Source organism: Flavobacterium sinopsychrotolerans, from assembly GCF_900110375.1.
Classification (GTDB): Bacteria; Bacteroidota; Bacteroidia; order Flavobacteriales; family Flavobacteriaceae; genus Flavobacterium; species Flavobacterium sinopsychrotolerans.
The window spans coordinates 174,449-193,133 of sequence record NZ_FODN01000002.1 but is presented as its reverse complement, the minus strand read 5'-3'; the positions used below and the strand labels follow the sequence as shown (position 1 = coordinate 193,133).

Here is an 18,685-nt window from a genome sequence, read left to right as displayed (position 1 = left end):
TTATTACATCTAAATCCTAATTTAAAATGAAACGACTTCTCTCTATAGAACTACAAAAAATCTGGAAAAATAAAGCAAGCCGCGTTTTGACTTTGACTTATTTTATTCTTCTAACCTTTATCGCATTAATAGCTTCTATCAAATTTGATCTTGGTATTTTCAAATTTCATCTGGCGGAGATGGGAATATTCAATTTCCCATTTATTTGGCATTTCAATACTTATATTGCGGCTATATTAAAATTATTTTTAGCCATTGTAATCGTATCCATGATGGCAAACGAATACAGTTATGGCACTCTTAAACAAAATTTAATTGATGGAATGAGTAAAAAGGAATTTATTCAGTCTAAATTTCTAACTGTTGTTTTATTTGCAACAGTATCTACTATTTTTGTTTTTATAATGTCAATCATTTTAGGATTTAGTTTTTCTTCATACACTGAATTCAGCATTATTTTCTCAGATTTAGAATATTTATTAGCATATTTCATAAAATTAGTTGGTTTTTTCTCTTTCTGTCTGTTTTTAGGAATATTGGTCAAACGTTCTGCATTTGCACTTGGATTCCTATTAGTTTGGAATATTATCGAGGGAATCATCAAAGGAATTTTGACCTTCAAAATATTCCCGGAAAGCAACACAGCGGCTTCAATTATGCAGTTTTTCCCTTTAGAATCAATGTCGAATTTAATTGTTGAGCCATTTACCCGATTATCAGTGGTAAAAAACTTAGGAACTCAAATTGGATTGGATAATATTAAAAAATATGATGTGGAATTATCATCCATTATTATTGTATTATGCTGGACAATAATTTTTATTTACCTATCCCACAGACTATTAAAAAACAGAGATTTGTAGTATATTTGTAAGGCTATGAAATGTGTACAAATAATTTTGGTATATGCCTTTGTATGTTGCTATATTTCCGTAGCCTCTGCACAATCCATTTTGGTAGATGATACTAAAAATGCACAACAACTTGTAGAAAATGTATTAGTAAACAGCTCTTGTGCTACAATATCAAATACTGTAGCTACAGGAGATGATTATTCCAGCAGTGCTAAAAGCTATGCCTATTTTAATGCTGGAACCAGTAATTTTCCTTTTAAGGAAGGAGTGCTTTTGAGTACTTGGAGCAGCCAAAATTCCGTAGGTCCATTTGTAATTAACAGAGGCGGTGGAGACTCCCAATGGCTAGGTGATTCTGATTTAGAACAAGCATTAAATCTAACACAAACTAAGAATGCTACTGTTCTGGAATTTGATTTTATACCATTGACAAATTTCATTAGTTTCAATTATATTTTTGCTTCTAATGAATACCAAGATTATTTCCCTTGTGCATTTTCAGATGGATTTGCTTTTTTGATAAAAGAAAAAGGAAATGCAGATCCGTATCAAAATTTAGCAGTAATACCAAACACATTAACCCCTGTGTCTTCAATGAATATCCGTCCCACTATTTCTAATTTCGATACAGGAGATGGAATAATAAATGGATGTTCAGCCAAAAATGAGACTTATTTTGGAGGATATAACAATAGTTCCAGCCCAATAAATTATAGTGCTCAGACAATCGTTCTAAATGCCCAAACTAACGTTATTGCGGGTAAACTGTATCATATAAAATTAGTGATTGCCGATGATCAGAATAATGACTATGACTCAGCAGTATTTCTTGAAGCAGGAAGTTTTTTACCAAAAATTGACTTGGGTCCGGATCGATTATTATCAACAAATAATCCTATTTGTTTTGGCGAAAGCTATACCATAGATCCTAAGTTAGCATCAACTTATACTTACAAATGGTTTAAAAATAATCAAGAATTACTAGATACCACTCCTACTTATTCTGTTACCAGTCCAGGAATCTACAGAGTTGAAGTACTCTTGACACCAAATTGCATCGCATCCGAAGACATAAAAATTGAGTATACTCCTGCAATCGATTTAAAGAATACCACACTTGCACAATGTGATGATAATAATGATGGAATAACTGTTTTTGACTTAACTAAAGTAGATGCCATTGTAAAAAACAACTTAGGGAATTTAAGCATGGTTGCATATTACGAATCTTTAGTTGATGCTGAGGCCCAAATCAATTCAATACCAAATCCATCTTATTATACAAATACCAGTACGAATCAAGCCGTATTCGCTAGGGTTACTAATTCTTTTGGATGTGAAAATTATGCCGAAGTAAAACTAATTATTTCAAATGCTACTATTTCTATACAAGATCCTATTTCAACTTGTGACGGAGATGGCATTGAGGATGGTTTAACTGAATTTAATTTAAATACTCAAGTCACACCTCAAATAGTGACAGGTTTGCCAGCGGGATCTATCGTTGAATATTACTCAAATCCAACAGATGCTATTGCTGAACAAAATCAATTATCAAATGCTTTTATAAATACGGTTCCGAACCAACAAATTATTTATGCCAAAATTTTAAATGGTCCTGATTGTTATTCTGTAACTCCTATAACACTGAAAGTAATCCAGTTTGACCCACCAAATTTTCAAGAAGAATTTTTATTTCTATGTGAAGGATCTACAATTAGTTTAACTGTGGATACTGGATTTTCAAACTACTTATGGAGTACAGGAGCAACTTCAAATAGCATAAGAGTTAATTCTCCCGGTGAATATTCTGTAACTGTTACAAATGGAAATGGATGTCAACAAACAAAAAAATACAGTGTAACAATTTCTGGAATTGCAACAATTACAGGAGTAAAAACAAATGATTTTGCTGGAAAAGAGAATTCAGTAACAATAGAGTACACCGGAATTGGAAATTATGAATTTTCTATGGATGGATCTTTTTTTCAGGATAATCCAATTTTCAATGGAGTCGCATCAGGAGAATATCTAGTATATGCCCAAGACAAAAATGGTTGTGGTTTGTCACTGCCTTTTGTGGTTTACGTATTAGATTACCCGCTTTATTTTACCCCAAATAATGATAACTATAATGATATTTGGCAAATTAGAAATTTGAATACTTTGCCAAAATCGACTTTATTTATTTTTGACCGTTATGGGAAGTTATTAAAACAATTGACTTCATCAGACATTGGTTGGAATGGAACTTTTAATGGTTTACAGTTACCTGCTGATGATTATTGGTTTCATCTCAATTTTGAAAATGGCAATAAAATAAAAGGTCATTTTTCATTAAAAAGGTAAGAATTATTTTTCTATTTTTAGCAAATGAAAAAAACATTACTATTTCTTTTTACTCTTTTTTCCATAAGTTGTTTCTCGCAGTTTAGCAAAACACATTATATTCCGCCATTGACTTGTGCTACAAATTTAGCAGGAGATCATTATTTATATATTTCTACTCCAAGTACCACCGATGTTAATTTCAAAATTATAGCAAATGGAGTAACTATTGTTAGTGATGTAATAAAAAACACTGCGCCTTATATTTACTTTGTAGGACAAGGTTCCGACACACAGTTATTTACTCCAAAAACTAGTATTGGTATTGTAACTAACAAAGGATTTATAGTAGAAGCTGAGGATTTAATTTATGTAAGTGTTAGGGTTAATGCTGGATTTTCAAATCAAAATAATTCATACAATCACGCAGGTGGACTAGTATCCAAAGGAAATAGTGCTCTTGGAAAAGAATTTAGATTAGGAGCAATGTTAAATCCTCTTTACGATCCGAGTCTGCTGAATTTTGCTTCAATACTGTCAACAGAAAACAATACCAAAGTCACTATCTCAAACATTCCAATTGGTACAGTGCTGTCAAACGGTCTCATTATTTCAGGAGACATAAACATTACTCTGAATAAGAACGAAAGTTATGTTTTAGCTTTAGAAAATTATAACAATACTGTTTCCAATAGCTCTAAAATGATTGGCGCCTTAGTACAATCCGATAAACCAATAGTGGTCAATTCAGGTTCTTTTGGAGGAAGCAACAGTTCAATTCTTAATGCGCAAGGAAATGTGCCTGGTAGAGATGTAGGTTTTGACCAAATTGTTCCATTAGAAAAAACGGGGAAAGAATATATCTTTGTAAAAGGTCTTGGTAGTGATGAATTAGAACGTGTTTTATTGATAGCCAGTACAGACCAAACTAAAGTTTTTGTAAACGGTTCTAGTAGTCCTATAACAACTTTAAGTAAAGGAGAATATACAGTTATAGACGGCAGTCAATTTATTGATGGAAATTTATATATTACAACTTCCGAAAATGTTTCTGCTTACCAAAGTATAGGGGGCGATTTTTCACCTGCAAATCAGAATTTATTTTTTGTTCCGCCCTTAAATTGTGCGACACCTAACATTGTTGACAACATTCCAGCTATTGAATCCATTGGAAATACCTATTATAACGGCGGACTGAATATCGTTACTGAAGCGGGTGCTACTGTAACCATAAATAACAATCCGATTAATGCCACTGCTGTTCCTGTAATAGGGAATACAAATTATGTGAGATATACTCTTTTTAATTTGACAGGAAATGTTGCGGTCAAATCTACGAGACAAGTTTATGTTTCTTATTTTGGTACAAATGGCGCTGCGACATATGGCGGTTATTATTCCGGATTTGATACTAAACCGGAGATTGTCACTGATAAAATTTCGGTAGCAAACTCTACATGTATTCCTAATGTTATTTTAAAAATAAGTACTTTGTCCTCTTACGATACTTTTCAGTGGTACTTCAATGATAATCCAATCAATGGAGCTAATTCAAATTCATACACACCCATACAATCAGGATATTACCAAGTAAAAGGGAGTATTGTAGGTTGCCCAAACACGGTTCCTATTTTCTCAGACAAGATTCCTGTGAGCGATTGCCCATTGGATTCAGATAACGACGGTACCAATAACAACATTGATATTGATTTGGATAATGATGGAATAACTAATAATCTTGAAGCCAATTTTTCGCTGTTCAATCAGTCAAATACCACCTTAAGTCCTGATTACAATGCTACGATAACAGGTAGCGGAACCATTACTGGAAAACCATTATATGGATTTGTATCTGAAGTTCCGGCCGGAATAACAAATTCTGTATCCTATAGCTTAAATTTAACAAAAACAGAAAGCATTGCCATTAATTATATAGCACAGGATAATCCAAACCAAACTACCGATATTTCTGAATATTTAAATGCTGAAGGGGATTTTATAATAAAAGTACCTACCGATAAAACGATTACTTTGACAGATCCGAAAAATCAATTACTAGTGGATACTAACTATGACGGAATTTTTGAAAGCGGCGTAACTGAATATTCATCTTTCGAAATCCGTTTCAGACTAAAAAGCACAACTCCATTAGCTGCTGGTTTAGGAAGCTTTCAATTTTCATCCTATCTTACTAATTCAGTTACTCTGTCTCATACCAATCTTTCTGACACAAAAGTAAACAAAGCTATTTTTACAATAAGTCACATGCAAACTTATGATTCGGATTCAGATACAATTCCAGATTTATTAGATATTGATAGTGACAATGATGGCATTCCAGATACCATAGAGTCACAAGGAAAGGGTTATACCGTTTTTTCTGGAACTGATTACAATAAAAATGGATTAGACAATGCATTCGAACCCGGAATTATACCAATAGATACCGATTCAGATGGAATTCCTGATTCTCTGGATTTAGACAGTGATAATGATGGTATTTATGATTTAGTAGAATCGGGCCATAATGCTAATGATACCAATAAAGATGGAATTATAGATGGAAGTGTTGTTTCTTCTGGTACAAATGGTTTATTTGACGGACTTGAGACGAGTCCAGATAGTGCAAAACTAGATTATACTATTTCTGACACCGATGCTGATGAAACTTTAAATTACATCGATTTGGATAGTGATAATGATCTTTGTTTTGATGTAACAGAAGCCGGTTTTAATGACCCTGATAATGATGGATTATTAGGAAATTCTCCCGTACTGGTAAATTCAAAAGGTAAGGTTACAAGTGGTGTTGGCTATACAACTCCAAATAATGATTACACCATTACCGCTCCAATAGAAATTACTGTTCAACCACAAGCATTGCCGACGTGTGAACTAGAAAACACATCAATTACACTGGTAGATAATGGCGGGAATGCATATCAATGGGAGCTTTCAACAGATGGAACTACTTGGAACCCCATTTCAAACAATGCAGTTTACAATGGTACTACAACAAATACTTTACTTATTACCAGCGTTACAAATGCTATGCAAGGTTATAAATATAGAGTGCAATTAGAAAAAAGTGGTAATTCCTGTGGGTTAATTTCCGCTGAAACGTCTTTGACCGTTTATGCTTTACCCATCGTAAATAGTGTGACAATTGTTCAGTGTGACAATGACAGCGATGGTTTTTCTGATTTTAATTTGACCGTAAAAAACGGGGACATTTCTTCTAATACAGTGGCGGAAAAATTCACCTATTACACTTCACTTGTTGGTGCGGAAAGCGCAGATCCTGCACAATTAATTCCAAATCCAATAACTTTTACCAATACCATAGCAGGAAGTATGTCAGTTTGGGCACGGGTAGAAAATTCAAATGGCTGTATCAAAACCGCCCAACTTAATTTGATAGTTTCAACGACTCAAATTCCAGCCTCATACGTTAAGACTTTTAGCATCTGCGACGATTTAGGCGCGGTAAATGATGATACGGATGGTATCGCTACATTTGATTTTAGTACCGTTACAACTGATATCCTAGCAATTCTTCCTCTGCAAAGTTTTCCATATTCCATAAAATACTATAGAAATGAAGCTGATGCCCTATCCGAAAACGACGAAATCATAAATACAACAAACTATAGAAACGAGGGCTATCCCAATGAACAAAAAATATGGGTTCGTGTAGAAAATACCGCTGATAATGCCTGTTATGGTTTGAGCCCTATAATAACATTGAAAGTAAATCCAAAACCTAATATTGACACAAACGAAGATTTTGAAGAAAATGAATTGGTATGTTCGAATCTTCCTGCTTTTTTTGTAACACTCAACGCTGGAATTCAGGACGGTTCACCAACCACTGATTACACGTATATCTGGTATAAAGACAACAACCTTCTTGCAGGTGAGACGAATTATACTTTGGATGTAAATCAAGAAGGGAATTATGCTGTAGAAGTCAGTTCTCTTGCCGGCTGCAGCAGAACCAGATACCTAAAAGTAACCGCTTCAGATGTTGCGAAAATCACCAGTATTGACATAGTAGATTTATCCGATACAAACACCATAACGATAAATGTTAGTGGACAAGGAAATTATGAATACAGTGTTGATGCCCCTTCTGGACCATTTCAGCAATCTAATTTCTTTACTGATGCACCTGCCGGAATTCATGAAGTATACATCAATGATAAAAATGGTTGTGGCATTGTTAACCAAACGATTGCTGTAATTGGCGCTCCTAAATTCTTTACTCCAAATGGCGACGGCCAAAATGATTATTGGAATGTAAAGGGAGTAAATGCTGATTTCAATAAAAACGCTACCATCTATATTTATGATCGTTACGGCAAATTGCTAAAACAAATAGTTCCGTCTAGTCAAGGTTGGGACGGTACTTTTACAGGACAGCCTTTACCTTCTGATGACTATTGGTATACTGTAAAACTAGATGACGGAAGAGAAGCCAAAGGACATTTTAGCTTAAAGAGATAAAATAATCATTGAGGCATGTCACCATAAATAGAAAGAGCCTACACATCATAGTGATGAGTAGGCTCTTTCTATTTATGGTGTCGGGCTATCCACGCTACTTCGGTAGCTCGCTGCTATCCCTCATGCAAATCCCTGATTACAAGAAAATCCCACATTCCAGCAATTGAAATTTAGGAACTAATAGCATTAAATATATTCACAACTAATTCCAATTCTTTTAATTACAATTCAATTGTATAAACCTGCATCATAAGCAGAGTCATAAGGCATTGACAAAATTTAATACAAATTCTTTAAATTCACATGTGAAAAAGCTTTGAAAATCTCAGTTAAAAATACAATCGTACCACTAAAATTAAATCATAAAAAAAGCCATTCGAATCAACGAATGGCTTTTCAATCTTATAAAAAATAAAATTAGATTTTAAATCTTTTTCTATCAGTTTCCGTCAAATATATTTTTCTCAAACGAATAGATTTTGGAGTAACCTCAACATATTCATCTTTTTGAATGTACTCTAAAGCTTCTTCAAGAGAGAAAATGATCGGTGGGATAATTCTCGCTTTTTCATCATTTCCAGAAGAACGAACGTTAGATTGTTTTTTCTCTTTAGTTACGTTTACACACATATCATCACCACGAGAGTTTTCTCCAATTACCTGACCTTCGTAAATTTCAGCATTTGGTTCAACAAAAAACTTACCACGATCTTGCAATTTATCGATTGAATAAGGAATAGCTTTTCCTTTTTCCATAGAAATCAATGAACCTTTGTTACGTCCAGCAATTTCTCCTTTGTAAGGCTCATACCCAATGAAACGGTGTGCCATAATAGCCTCACCAGCAGTAGCAGTAAGCAATTGATTACGCAATCCAATAATTCCACGTGATGGAATATTAAATTTTACAATCATACGGTCCCCTTTTGTTTCCATACTTAGCATTTCACCTTTACGCATAGTAACAAACTCAACCGCTCTACCCGATAGTGTTTCTGGTAAATCAATAGTTAATTCCTCAATTGGCTCACATTTTTTACCATCAATTTCTTTGATGATAACTTGTGGCTGACCAATTTGTAATTCATAACCTTCTCTTCTCATTGTTTCAATAAGAACAGATAAGTGAAGTACTCCACGACCAAAAACCATAAATTTATCAGCAGAATCAGTTTCACCTAACTTCATAGCTAAGTTTTTCTCTAATTCTTTTGTCAAACGATCTCTAATATGACGAGAAGTTACAAATTTACCCTCTTTACCAAAGAAAGGAGAGTCATTAATTGTAAACAACATACTCATAGTAGGCTCATCAATAGCAATAGTTTGTAAAGCTTCCGGGTTTTCAAAATCAGCGATAGTATCTCCAATTTCAAAACCTTCTACTCCAATAATTGCACAAATATCACCAGCAATTACTTCTTGAACTTTTTTACGACCAAGTCCTTCAAAAGTATGTAATTCCTTAATACGTGATTTGATTATTACACCATCTCTTTTACACAAAGATATTGGCATTCCTTCTTTCAAAACACCTCTTTCTAAACGACCAATAGCGATACGACCTGTAAATGCTGAGAAATCTAAAGATGTAATCAACATTTGAGGAGTTCCTTCTGATACTTTAGGAGCTGGAACATTTTCAATAACCATATCTAACAATGCTTCCACATTATCAGTTACATTTTCCCAATGATCAGACATCCAGTTATTTTTAGCGGAACCGTAAACAGTTGGAAAATCCAATTGCCACTCTTCAGCACCTAATTCGAACATCAAGTCGAAAACTTTTTCATGCACTTCTTCAGGAGTACAGTTCTCTTTATCAACTTTATTAATAACAACGCATGGTTTTAAACCAAGGTCTAATGCTTTTTGTAATACAAAACGCGTTTGTGGCATAGGCCCTTCAAAAGCATCTACAAGTAGACAAACTCCATCAGCCATGTTCAATACACGCTCTACCTCACCACCAAAATCGGCGTGACCAGGAGTATCGATAATGTTGATTTTTGTTCCTTTGTATACTACAGAAACATTCTTTGAAGTAATAGTGATACCTCTTTCACGCTCTAAGTCGTTGTTATCAAGGATTAAGTCACCTGTGTTTTCGTTATCACGAAATAACTGACAGTGATACATAATTTTATCAACCAAAGTTGTTTTACCGTGATCGACGTGGGCAATAATTGCAATGTTTCTAATAGATTCCATCTGTGATTTTTAATAGGTGCAAAGGTACACTTTTTTTTTGTATAAAAATATATTTGTGCAATAGTTTACATATTGTTAATCGTTTAGGACCTAAATAAACATTTAAATAAGTTTAAAATCTTATTTAATAATTTCGCATTAATTATTTATATTTGATTAATGAAAAATCAATCCAATCAAATCGCCATAATTTACATTCTCATTTTAATGTTCATTTCGATTATTTATTATAAATCACTCCAGAATTATACTTTTGATAGCAGTCATCAGTATTTGTATTTCATAAAAGACATCTTGTTTGTACTTTTTTCAGGAACAATTCTGAAATTCATTCTAACTCAAAACAACACAAAGAGCTTTGCCATTTACCAGAAATTAAAAGATACTAATCAAGAAATTAAAGAATCAAATGACAAATATGATATTGTTGCAAAAGCCACAAGCGATACTATTTGGGATTGGAAAATTCAAGAAGACAGCTTTAATTGGAACAAAGGAATCAACAATATTTTTGGTTACACAGAAAACCAGATAGGAGATAATTCTAATTGGTGGTTTGATAAAATTCATCCAGAGGACAGCATCAAAATGTCTGTTAAATTATATTCTTTTCTTGAACAAAAAACAGAAAAATGGCAGGATGAATATCGATTTAAGTGTGCTGACAACACCTATAAATATGTATTAGATAAAGGTTTTCTTTTAAAAGATGAAAACGGAAAGGCAATAAGAATGATTGGCGCCATCCAAGATATCACTAAACAAAAAGAAGAAGAACAACGTCTTAAACTTTTAGAAACCGTAATTACACAATCTAAAGACTCAATAATTATCACCGAAGCACAATCCTCTGAAGGAACAATTCCTAAAATCATTTACTCGAATCCTGCATTTTCTATTATGTCCGGATACCATTTCAATGAAATTATTGGTAAATCCCCTAGTATTTTTATAGGTCCAAATTCCGATATGGAGGAGCATAAAAAACTAATCAAAGCTATAAATGATAAAAAAGAATGCCAAATAGAAACCATTAGTTATACCAAGAAAAACGAACAATATCTCGTCCGATTTTCAATGATTCCTGTTTACAATTCTGAAAACGAACTTTCGCATTGGATTTCGATTCAAAGAGACATTTTCCAAGAAAAAAAGCAAGAAAAAGAGAAAGAAAAATTAATAATAGAATTAATTCAAAAAAATAAAGATCTAAAGCAGTTCTCTTACATAACTTCACATAATCTCAGAGCGCCATTATCTAATTTAACTGGCTTACTTAATTTAATAGAAGATATTCCAATTGAAAATTTAGAATTAAAAGAAATATTAAATGGTTTTAACAAATCAACTCATTTATTAAATGAAACCATCAATGACTTAGTAAAAGTTATTGTAATCAAAGAAAACTCTTCGTTACAAAAAGAAGCTATCCAACTAGAAGAAATCTTCGCTAAAGTTATTAACCAGCTAAGTTTTCAAATTGAATTATCGAAGCCTACAATAAACATTAATTTGAAAAAAGTTGCTGTTTTAAATTCAAATAAAGCTTATCTAGAAAGTATAATCCTAAATTTAATAACTAATTCTTTAAAATTCAAATCCGAAAACCGAAAACTTGAAATAAACATTACCGCAAGCAAAATTGGAAGCTCAGTAATAATCATCTTTTCAGATAATGGTATTGGTATTGATTTAAAAAGAAATCGCGATAAAGTTTTTGGCCTTTATCAAAAATTCCATAAATATCCGGATAGCAAAGGATTAGGCTTATATTTAGTAAAATCACAGGTTGAAACTATGGGAGGCACAATAAATATTGATAGCGAAGTCAATAAAGGCACTACATTTACGTTAACTTTTAAAAGCTAATAACAAATGTTTAATCAAATTTTATGCATCGATGACGACCCCATAACACTTATGTTATGCAAAAAAGTTATTACCAAGTCCAACTTTTGCAATGAAATTATCACTTCACAAAATGGAGAAGAAGCGCTTCATTATTTCAACACAATCAAAACCTTAAACACAAAGAATCATCCTCAGTTAATCTTTTTAGATTTAAATATGCCTATAATGGGGGGATGGGAATTCTTAGATCATTTTAATAGCGTCGAGTATTCCGAATTCAATTCCATAAAGGTCGTTATTCTCTCCTCAACAATAGACCCTGAGGATTTAGAAAAAGCAAAAAACTACCCTATGGTAATTGACTTTCTATCGAAACCCATCACCAAAACAATGCTTGAATACTTAAGAAATAAACTAGAATAAACCAAAATAAAAAATAAGGATATAAAAAAAGCTCCCAATAATTGGGAGCTTTTTTTATATATTTAAATTTGTAATAATTACAATTTAGCTACAAGTTTCGTTAATTTAGATTTTAAATTAGACGCTTTATTATCGTGTATGATATTTTTCTTCGCCAATTTATCAATCATAGATATTACATTTGACAATTTTGAAGTAGCATCAACTTTATCAGTAGCTATTCTTAATGCTTTGATTGCATTACGAGTAGTTTTGTGTTGGTATCTGTTTAATACTCTTCTCTTTTCGTTACTTCTAATTCTCTTTAGAGCTGATTTATGATTTGCCATTTTATTGCTTTTTTATCTTTTACTATTTTTTTGTAGTCCGTAAGGGAATCGAACCCCTGTTACCAAGACGAAATCTTGGCGTCCTAACCCCTAGACGAACGGACCATTATCCCCTAAGTTTTATCAATCTAAATCAAAAATTGAATTTTGTAGCCCGTAGCGGAATCGAACCGCTCTTACATGGATGAAAACCATGCGTCCTAACCGATAGACGAACGGGCCATTTTCCCTCTAAGTTCAGGAAGACTTTAATCTGCATTTTAAGAATTGTAGCCCGTAGCGGAATCGAACCGCTCTTACATGGATGAAAACCATGCGTCCTAACCGATAGACGAACGGGCCCTGCTTCTCTAATGCGGATGCAAAAATACAACTATTTTTGAGACGCACAATAGCTTGTGCTAATTTTTTTTATTTTTTTTAATATGCCTTCGCAAATAGCACTCTTCCTACTGAGCTTTCCCCAGTAAAAACACAGCTTCCCGCCTCTTCTACCCTATCTAAAGGGATGCATCTGATGGTAGCTTTAGTCAGGTCTTTAATCTTCTCTTCAGTAGCTGCAGTTCCGTCCCAATGTGCTGATACAAAACCTCCTTTAGTATCCAAAACTTCTTTAAACTCTTCAAAACTGTTTACTTCAGTAATATGCGTATTTCTATAATTCAATGCTTTTTCAAACAATTCTTTTTGAATTTGCACCAATAAATCGCTGATATAAATTGCGATTCCGTCTTTAAAGACAACTTCTTTACTTAATGTATCTCTTCTTGCTACCTCGAAAGTTCCATTTTCTAAATCTTTGGGACCTACAGCAATTCTAACTGGCACTCCTTTTAACTCCCATTCAGCAAATTTAAAACCGGGCTTTTGAGTGGTTCTGTCATCAAATTTCACTGAGATGCTTAATTTTCGTAAAGCGGCTGTCAAAACATTTACCTCAGCTCTTATAGCATCCAATTGCTCATCTGTTTTATAAATAGGAACAATCACTACCTGAATAGGCGCTAAACTAGGGGGCAGAACCAATCCTTGATCATCTGAATGCGTCATTACTAATGCACCCATCAAACGAGTCGAAACTCCCCAAGATGTCCCCCAAACATGTTCTTGCTTTCCTTCGGCATTTGCAAATTTTACATCAAACGCTTTAGCAAAATTCTGACCTAAGAAATGTGAAGTTCCCGCTTGTAATGCTTTCCCATCTTGCATCAAAGCTTCGATACAATACGTCTCTTCCGCTCCGGCAAAGCGTTCGGTTTCAGTTTTTAATCCTTTTATAACTGGAATTGCCATGAAATTCTGAGCAAAATCAGCATATACATTCATCATTTTTTCTGATTCTTCCACAGCTTCTGCTTTTGTAGCATGAGCAGTATGTCCTTCTTGCCATAGAAATTCCGCTGTTCGCAAAAATAATCTGGTTCTCATTTCCCAACGCACCACATTAGCCCATTGATTAATCAACAACGGTAAATCTCTGTATGACTGAACCCAACCTTTGTATGTAGACCAAATAATAGCTTCACTTGTAGGACGAACGATTAATTCCTCTTCTAATTTTGCATTAGGATCGACCATTAACTTGCCCGGTCTGTCCGGATCGTTTTTCAATCTATAATGAGTCACAATTGCACATTCTTTTGCAAATCCTTCCGCATTTTTCTCTTCCGCTTCAAACATGCTTTTTGGAACGAATAATGGAAAATAAGCATTTTGATGTCCTGTTTCCTTAAACATTCGGTCTAATTCAGCTTGCATTTTTTCCCATATCGCATACCCGTAAGGTTTAATAACCATACAACCTCTAACTCCTGAATTTTCGGCTAAATCGGCTTTTACAACCAACTCGTTATACCATTTTGAATAATCTTCCGATCTTGTAGTTAAGCTCTTACTCATATTGAATAGTTTGGCACAAATTTTGCATTAATAATTTTACATAAATAGTTCAGCAAAACTAACTATTTTTGCAATGTGCAACAATAAAAAACTCCATATATATGAAAACGAGTACTCTTTCCTTCCAAAACGCATCATTATACTACATTGTTGGATTTTTAAGCATCCTATTGACATCTTGTGGCTCCTATCAAAACAGCTCTTACTATGATTCTGATGGAATATATGGTAACCGTTCCGATAGAGCTGTCGAGACAGAAACACCAAATAACCCGAACAATCAATATAAAGACTACTTTGGTTCTTTGCAAAACAATAACCAACCAGTTGAAATCTTTACAGATGTTGAAAATTACAATGATTATAGCTTAGAAAACGATACACTACAAAATAACGGATCTAACTATCCCGGTTGGGGAAGCAACCCTAAAAGCGTAAGCATTAATGTATATGATACTGGTTGGGGAATGAACAATTGGTATGGAAATAGTTGGTACGGAAATAACTGGGGATGGAATGGCGGATACGGTTGGGGCTTGAACGTTGGTTTCGGCTGGAACAACTGGGGTTGGAATAATTGGTATGGAAATAATTGGGGTTGGAACAACTGGTACGGAAACAACTGGGGATATTCAAATTATTACAACAACAGAGTGTACTCCCACAACCCAGGCCGAAGAGGGTCTGTATACGTAAATTCTGGGAACAGTAATAGAAATTCTGGGAATTATACAAGAACACAAAGCACTACTATTAATAGGAGAGCAGTAAATTCCGATTATAGAAACAATAATAACTCTAATTTCGGAAGAGGAACATCTAATCGCATGAACCAGACTAGTCCTACTTTTTCAAGGAACCAAGGACAATCACAAAACAGATCTTACAGCACTCCAAACAGAAGAGACAACACTAATAGTACTCGTAACCAAAGTAACACGCCCACAAGATCGTACACACCAACTTCTAGAAACGACAACAATTCTAGATCATACAGCCCAAGTTCTAACAGCAGCTCTAGATCTAGTAATTCTAGTGGTAGCGGAAGATCAACTGGTGGCGGAAGAGGTGGCAGAGGATAATTTAATTCCACTACTATATTATATAAATTAAAACTTTAGAAATAGATGAAAAAATATATATTTTTATTTGCCTTAGGCCTGACTGTAAGCGTTGCTCAATCACAAGAGATCTCTGATGCGATGCGGTATTCACAAGATAATTTGAATGGAACAGCTCGTTTTAGAGCGATGAGCGGTGCTTTTGGAGCACTTGGCGGCGATTTATCTTCTTTGAATGTAAACCCTGCAGGTTCTGCCGTTTTTTCAAATAACCAAATGACTGTAACTCTAAGTAATTTTGACACCAAAAATAAGTCCAATTATTTTGGCACCGCAACAACCGAGAAAGAAAACACATTTGATTTGAATCAAGCTGGAGCTGTTTTTGTTTTCAATGACAAAAACTCAAACAGTGATTGGAAAAAGTTTTCATTAGCGATAAATTATGAAAACACCAATAATTTTGATAATGCCTTGTTTTCGGCGGGAACAAATCCAAACAATTCTATAGATCAATATTTTTTGAGTTATGCCAATACCGGAAATAATGGTGCACCGGTACCGCAACAGTTTGTAAATACAGAATTTGGGGAATCTATTTCAGATTTATATTCTTTTTTAGGCAGTAATTTACCAAACAATCAATTCCCTAAATTAAATGGTTTTGATGCACAACAAGCTTTTTTAGGCTATCAAGCTTTTGTCATTAATGCAGCAGATGAAACCAACAATAATTCTACTTACTCCTCAAACGTGCCTGCAGGCGGAAACTATTATCAGGAAAATTCGGTTTACAGCACTGGATATAATGGAAAATTATCTTTCAATGCCGCAACTTCATACAAAGATAAGTTGTTCATCGGACTGAATCTAAACTCCCATTTTACTGATTACCAAAAGTCATCGAGTTTTTATGAAGACAATAATGCTCCATTAACTAGCGAATATACTGTTTCAAGACTGCGTTTTGACAATGATTTATACACTTATGGAACTGGATTTTCATTTCAATTAGGAGCCATTGCAAAATTGACGAATGAAGTTCGTTTGGGATTGGCGTATGAATCTGCAACTTGGTATAGATTAACAGATGAACTATCACAAAGTCTTGTTGCTGTAAGTGCTAACACAAGTGGAGAATTACCTTCTGATATTGTAGATCCGCAAATCATCAATATTTATGAGCCTTATAAATTACAAACTCCTAGCAAGTTAACCGGAAGTTTTGCATATATTTTTGGAAAATCAGGATTAATCAGTATCGATTATGCAATGAAAGATTATAGCAACACTAAATTCAAACCAGAGAATGATTTTTATTTTAATGGTTTAAATAATAACATGAATGCATTACTTGACACCACCGGAGAATTAAGAATTGGTGCTGAATATAAAATTGAGGCTTTGAGCCTGAGAGCAGGATATCGTTACGAGCAAAGTCCTTATAAAAACAAAGTCACTATTGGTGATTTGACTGGCTATTCAGCAGGTTTAGGATACAGTTTTGGTTCAACCAAAGTAGACTTAGCCTATTCGTATGCTAAAAGAAATTCCCAACAAGGATTTTTTGGTCAAGGATTTACTGATGGCGCAAAAATCGATGCCATAAACAACAATGTTTCGCTAACATTAGCTTTTGAATTGTAAATTCATCCAATAAATAAAATTTTAAATCCGTTTCGTGATTATGAAACGGATTTTTTTTTAGCCCTGATGGTAGTGAAAATCCTCCCGATTTTTTTCGGGAGATTGCAACATACAGCAGGAATAGCTCCACAAAAAATCTGAAAAGAAACTGAAACAAGTTCAGTTTGAATAAAAAATTGTAATTTTGCAAAATTCCCAAATTATCGGGATTCTAATGTTATGAGAACTAAGTCGTTAAAAAAGAATAAAATAAACGTAATCACTCTTGGGTGTTCAAAGAATGTATATGACAGTGAAGTGCTTATGGGTCAGCTTCGCGCGAGCGGAAAAGACGTTACACATGAAGCACCTGAAGCCGAAGAAGGAAATATTATTGTAATAAATACCTGCGGATTCATTGATAATGCCAAGGCTGAATCAGTGAATATGATTCTGGAATATGCTGATAAGAAAGAAAGAGGATTAGTTGATAAAGTGTTCGTTACCGGATGTTTGTCTGAACGCTACCGTCCAGATTTAGAAAAAGAGATCCCAAATGTAGATCAGTTTTTTGGAACTACAGAGCTGCCACAATTATTGAAAGCTTTAGGAGCAGATTACAAGCATGAATTATTGGGAGAGCGATTGACTACTACCCCAAAAAATTATGCATATTTAAAAATTTCAGAGGGTTGTGACAGACCGTGCAGTTTTTGTGCAATTCCATTGATGCGAGGAAAAAACGTTTCGCAAACCATTGAAAAATTGGTAAAAGAATCAGAAGGTTTAGCCAAAAATGGTGTAAAAGAATTAATCTTGATTGCTCAGGATTTGACCTATTATGGCTTAGATATTTACAAGAAAAGAGCTCTTGGAGAATTACTGGAAGCGTTGGTAAAAGTAGAAGGAATCGAATGGATTCGTTTACATTATGCTTTCCCTACCGGTTTTCCAATGGAAGTATTAGAAATCATGAAACGCGAGCCTAAAATTTGTAATTATATTGATATTCCGTTGCAACACATTTCAGATTCTATTTTGAAATCAATGCGTCGTGGAACCACTCAAGAAAAAACAACAAAATTATTGAAAGATTTCCGTGCTGCTGTTCCCGGAATGGCTATTCGTACGACTTTGATCGTGGGATATCCAGGAGAAACACAAGAGGATTTCAACATACTGAAAGATTTTGTTCAAGAAATGAAATTTGACAGAATGGGTTGTTTTGCTTATTCTCACGAAGAAAATACGCATGCATATTTACTGGAAGATGATGTTCCTGACACTGTAAAACAAGAGCGTGCCAATGAGATTATGGAATTACAATCTCAAATTTCTTGGGATTTAAACCAGGAAAAAGTAGGTCAAACGTTCAAATGTATTATCGACAGAAAAGAAGGCGGGCATTTTGTAGGTCGTACTGAATTTGACAGTCCTGATGTAGACAATGAAGTCCTTATTGATGCATCCAAACATTATGTAAAAACGGGTGAGTTCGTAATGATAAAAATTATTGAGGCTACAGAATTTGATTTATATGGAGAACCAATATAATTTTTCTTGAGATCATTTTAAACTCATTTTAAAACGCTAT

11 protein-coding genes and 3 tRNA genes are annotated in these 18,685 nt (G+C 34.0%); 8 read left to right on the top strand and 6 right to left on the bottom strand.

Annotated elements, in window-relative coordinates; translation table 11 throughout:
* Window positions 1-26 precede the first annotated feature (26 nt).
* Genes BMX64_RS05115 through BMX64_RS05105 form a run of 3 tightly spaced genes read left to right on the top strand, consistent with a single transcriptional unit; the run spans window position 27 to window position 7,688 of the window.
* Window positions 27-863, top strand: coding sequence for an ABC transporter permease (locus tag BMX64_RS05115; protein ID WP_091166810.1), 837 nt, complete (start codon window positions 27-29; stop codon window positions 861-863).
* Between the two features lie 15 nt (window positions 864-878).
* The gene (locus BMX64_RS05110) at window positions 879-3,203 is read left to right on the top strand and encodes a T9SS type B sorting domain-containing protein (RefSeq protein WP_091166808.1); all 2,325 of its coding nucleotides are present in this window, start codon (window positions 879-881) and stop codon (window positions 3,201-3,203) included.
* 24 nt (window positions 3,204-3,227) lie between these two features.
* Window positions 3,228-7,688, top strand: a complete 4,461-nt coding sequence (locus BMX64_RS05105; RefSeq protein ID WP_091166806.1) for a T9SS type B sorting domain-containing protein — start codon at window positions 3,228-3,230, stop codon at window positions 7,686-7,688.
* A 417-nt stretch (window positions 7,689-8,105) separates the two neighbouring features.
* Here the strand turns inward: BMX64_RS05105 and typA are convergent, their stop codons facing one another.
* The gene (gene typA / locus BMX64_RS05100) at window positions 8,106-9,902 is read right to left on the bottom strand and encodes a translational GTPase TypA (RefSeq protein ID WP_091166805.1); all 1,797 of its coding nucleotides are present in this window, start codon (window positions 9,900-9,902) and stop codon (window positions 8,106-8,108) included.
* Between the two features lie 159 nt (window positions 9,903-10,061).
* Between typA and BMX64_RS05095 the strand changes: the two genes are divergently transcribed.
* Window positions 10,062-11,771 carry a PAS domain-containing sensor histidine kinase gene (locus tag BMX64_RS05095; protein ID WP_091166803.1) on the top strand — a complete coding sequence of 570 codons (1,710 nt, stop codon included), beginning with the start codon at window positions 10,062-10,064 and terminating at the stop codon, window positions 11,769-11,771.
* Window positions 11,772-11,777: 6 nt separating this feature from the next.
* Window positions 11,778-12,176: a response regulator gene (locus tag BMX64_RS05090; protein WP_091166801.1), complete on the top strand. Its 399-nt coding sequence runs from the start codon at window positions 11,778-11,780 to the stop codon at window positions 12,174-12,176.
* A gap of 77 nt (window positions 12,177-12,253) precedes the next feature.
* On the opposite strand, the gene rpsT is transcribed toward BMX64_RS05090, so the two are convergent.
* From rpsT to proS, 5 genes are all read right to left on the bottom strand, one after another.
* Window positions 12,254-12,505 carry a 30S ribosomal protein S20 gene (gene rpsT, locus BMX64_RS05085; RefSeq protein ID WP_091166799.1) on the bottom strand — a complete coding sequence of 84 codons (252 nt, stop codon included), beginning with the start codon at window positions 12,503-12,505 and terminating at the stop codon, window positions 12,254-12,256.
* A 33-nt stretch (window positions 12,506-12,538) separates the two neighbouring features.
* Window positions 12,539-12,610 (bottom strand) — tRNA-Glu (locus tag BMX64_RS05080).
* Between the two features lie 45 nt (window positions 12,611-12,655).
* Window positions 12,656-12,727, bottom strand: a tRNA-Glu gene (locus BMX64_RS05075).
* Window positions 12,728-12,775: 48 nt separating this feature from the next.
* Window positions 12,776-12,847 (bottom strand) — tRNA-Glu (locus BMX64_RS05070).
* A gap of 78 nt (window positions 12,848-12,925) precedes the next feature.
* On the bottom strand, window positions 12,926-14,404 hold the full coding sequence (gene proS / locus BMX64_RS05065; protein ID WP_091166798.1) for a proline--tRNA ligase: 1,479 nt from the start codon (window positions 14,402-14,404) through the stop codon (window positions 12,926-12,928).
* Window positions 14,405-14,505: 101 nt separating this feature from the next.
* Between proS and BMX64_RS05060 the strand changes: the two genes are divergently transcribed.
* The 3 genes from BMX64_RS05060 to rimO all read left to right on the top strand — a co-directional run bounded on the left by BMX64_RS05060 (window position 14,506) and on the right by rimO (window position 18,645).
* Complete coding sequence (locus tag BMX64_RS05060; protein ID WP_091166795.1) at window positions 14,506-15,486, top strand: hypothetical protein; 981 nt, start codon at window positions 14,506-14,508, stop codon at window positions 15,484-15,486.
* Between the two features lie 45 nt (window positions 15,487-15,531).
* Window positions 15,532-17,112, top strand: a complete 1,581-nt coding sequence (locus BMX64_RS05055; RefSeq protein WP_091166794.1) for an OmpP1/FadL family transporter — start codon at window positions 15,532-15,534, stop codon at window positions 17,110-17,112.
* A gap of 219 nt (window positions 17,113-17,331) precedes the next feature.
* On the top strand, window positions 17,332-18,645 hold the full coding sequence (gene rimO, locus BMX64_RS05050; protein ID WP_091166791.1) for a 30S ribosomal protein S12 methylthiotransferase RimO: 1,314 nt from the start codon (window positions 17,332-17,334) through the stop codon (window positions 18,643-18,645).
* Window positions 18,646-18,685 lie beyond the last annotated feature (40 nt).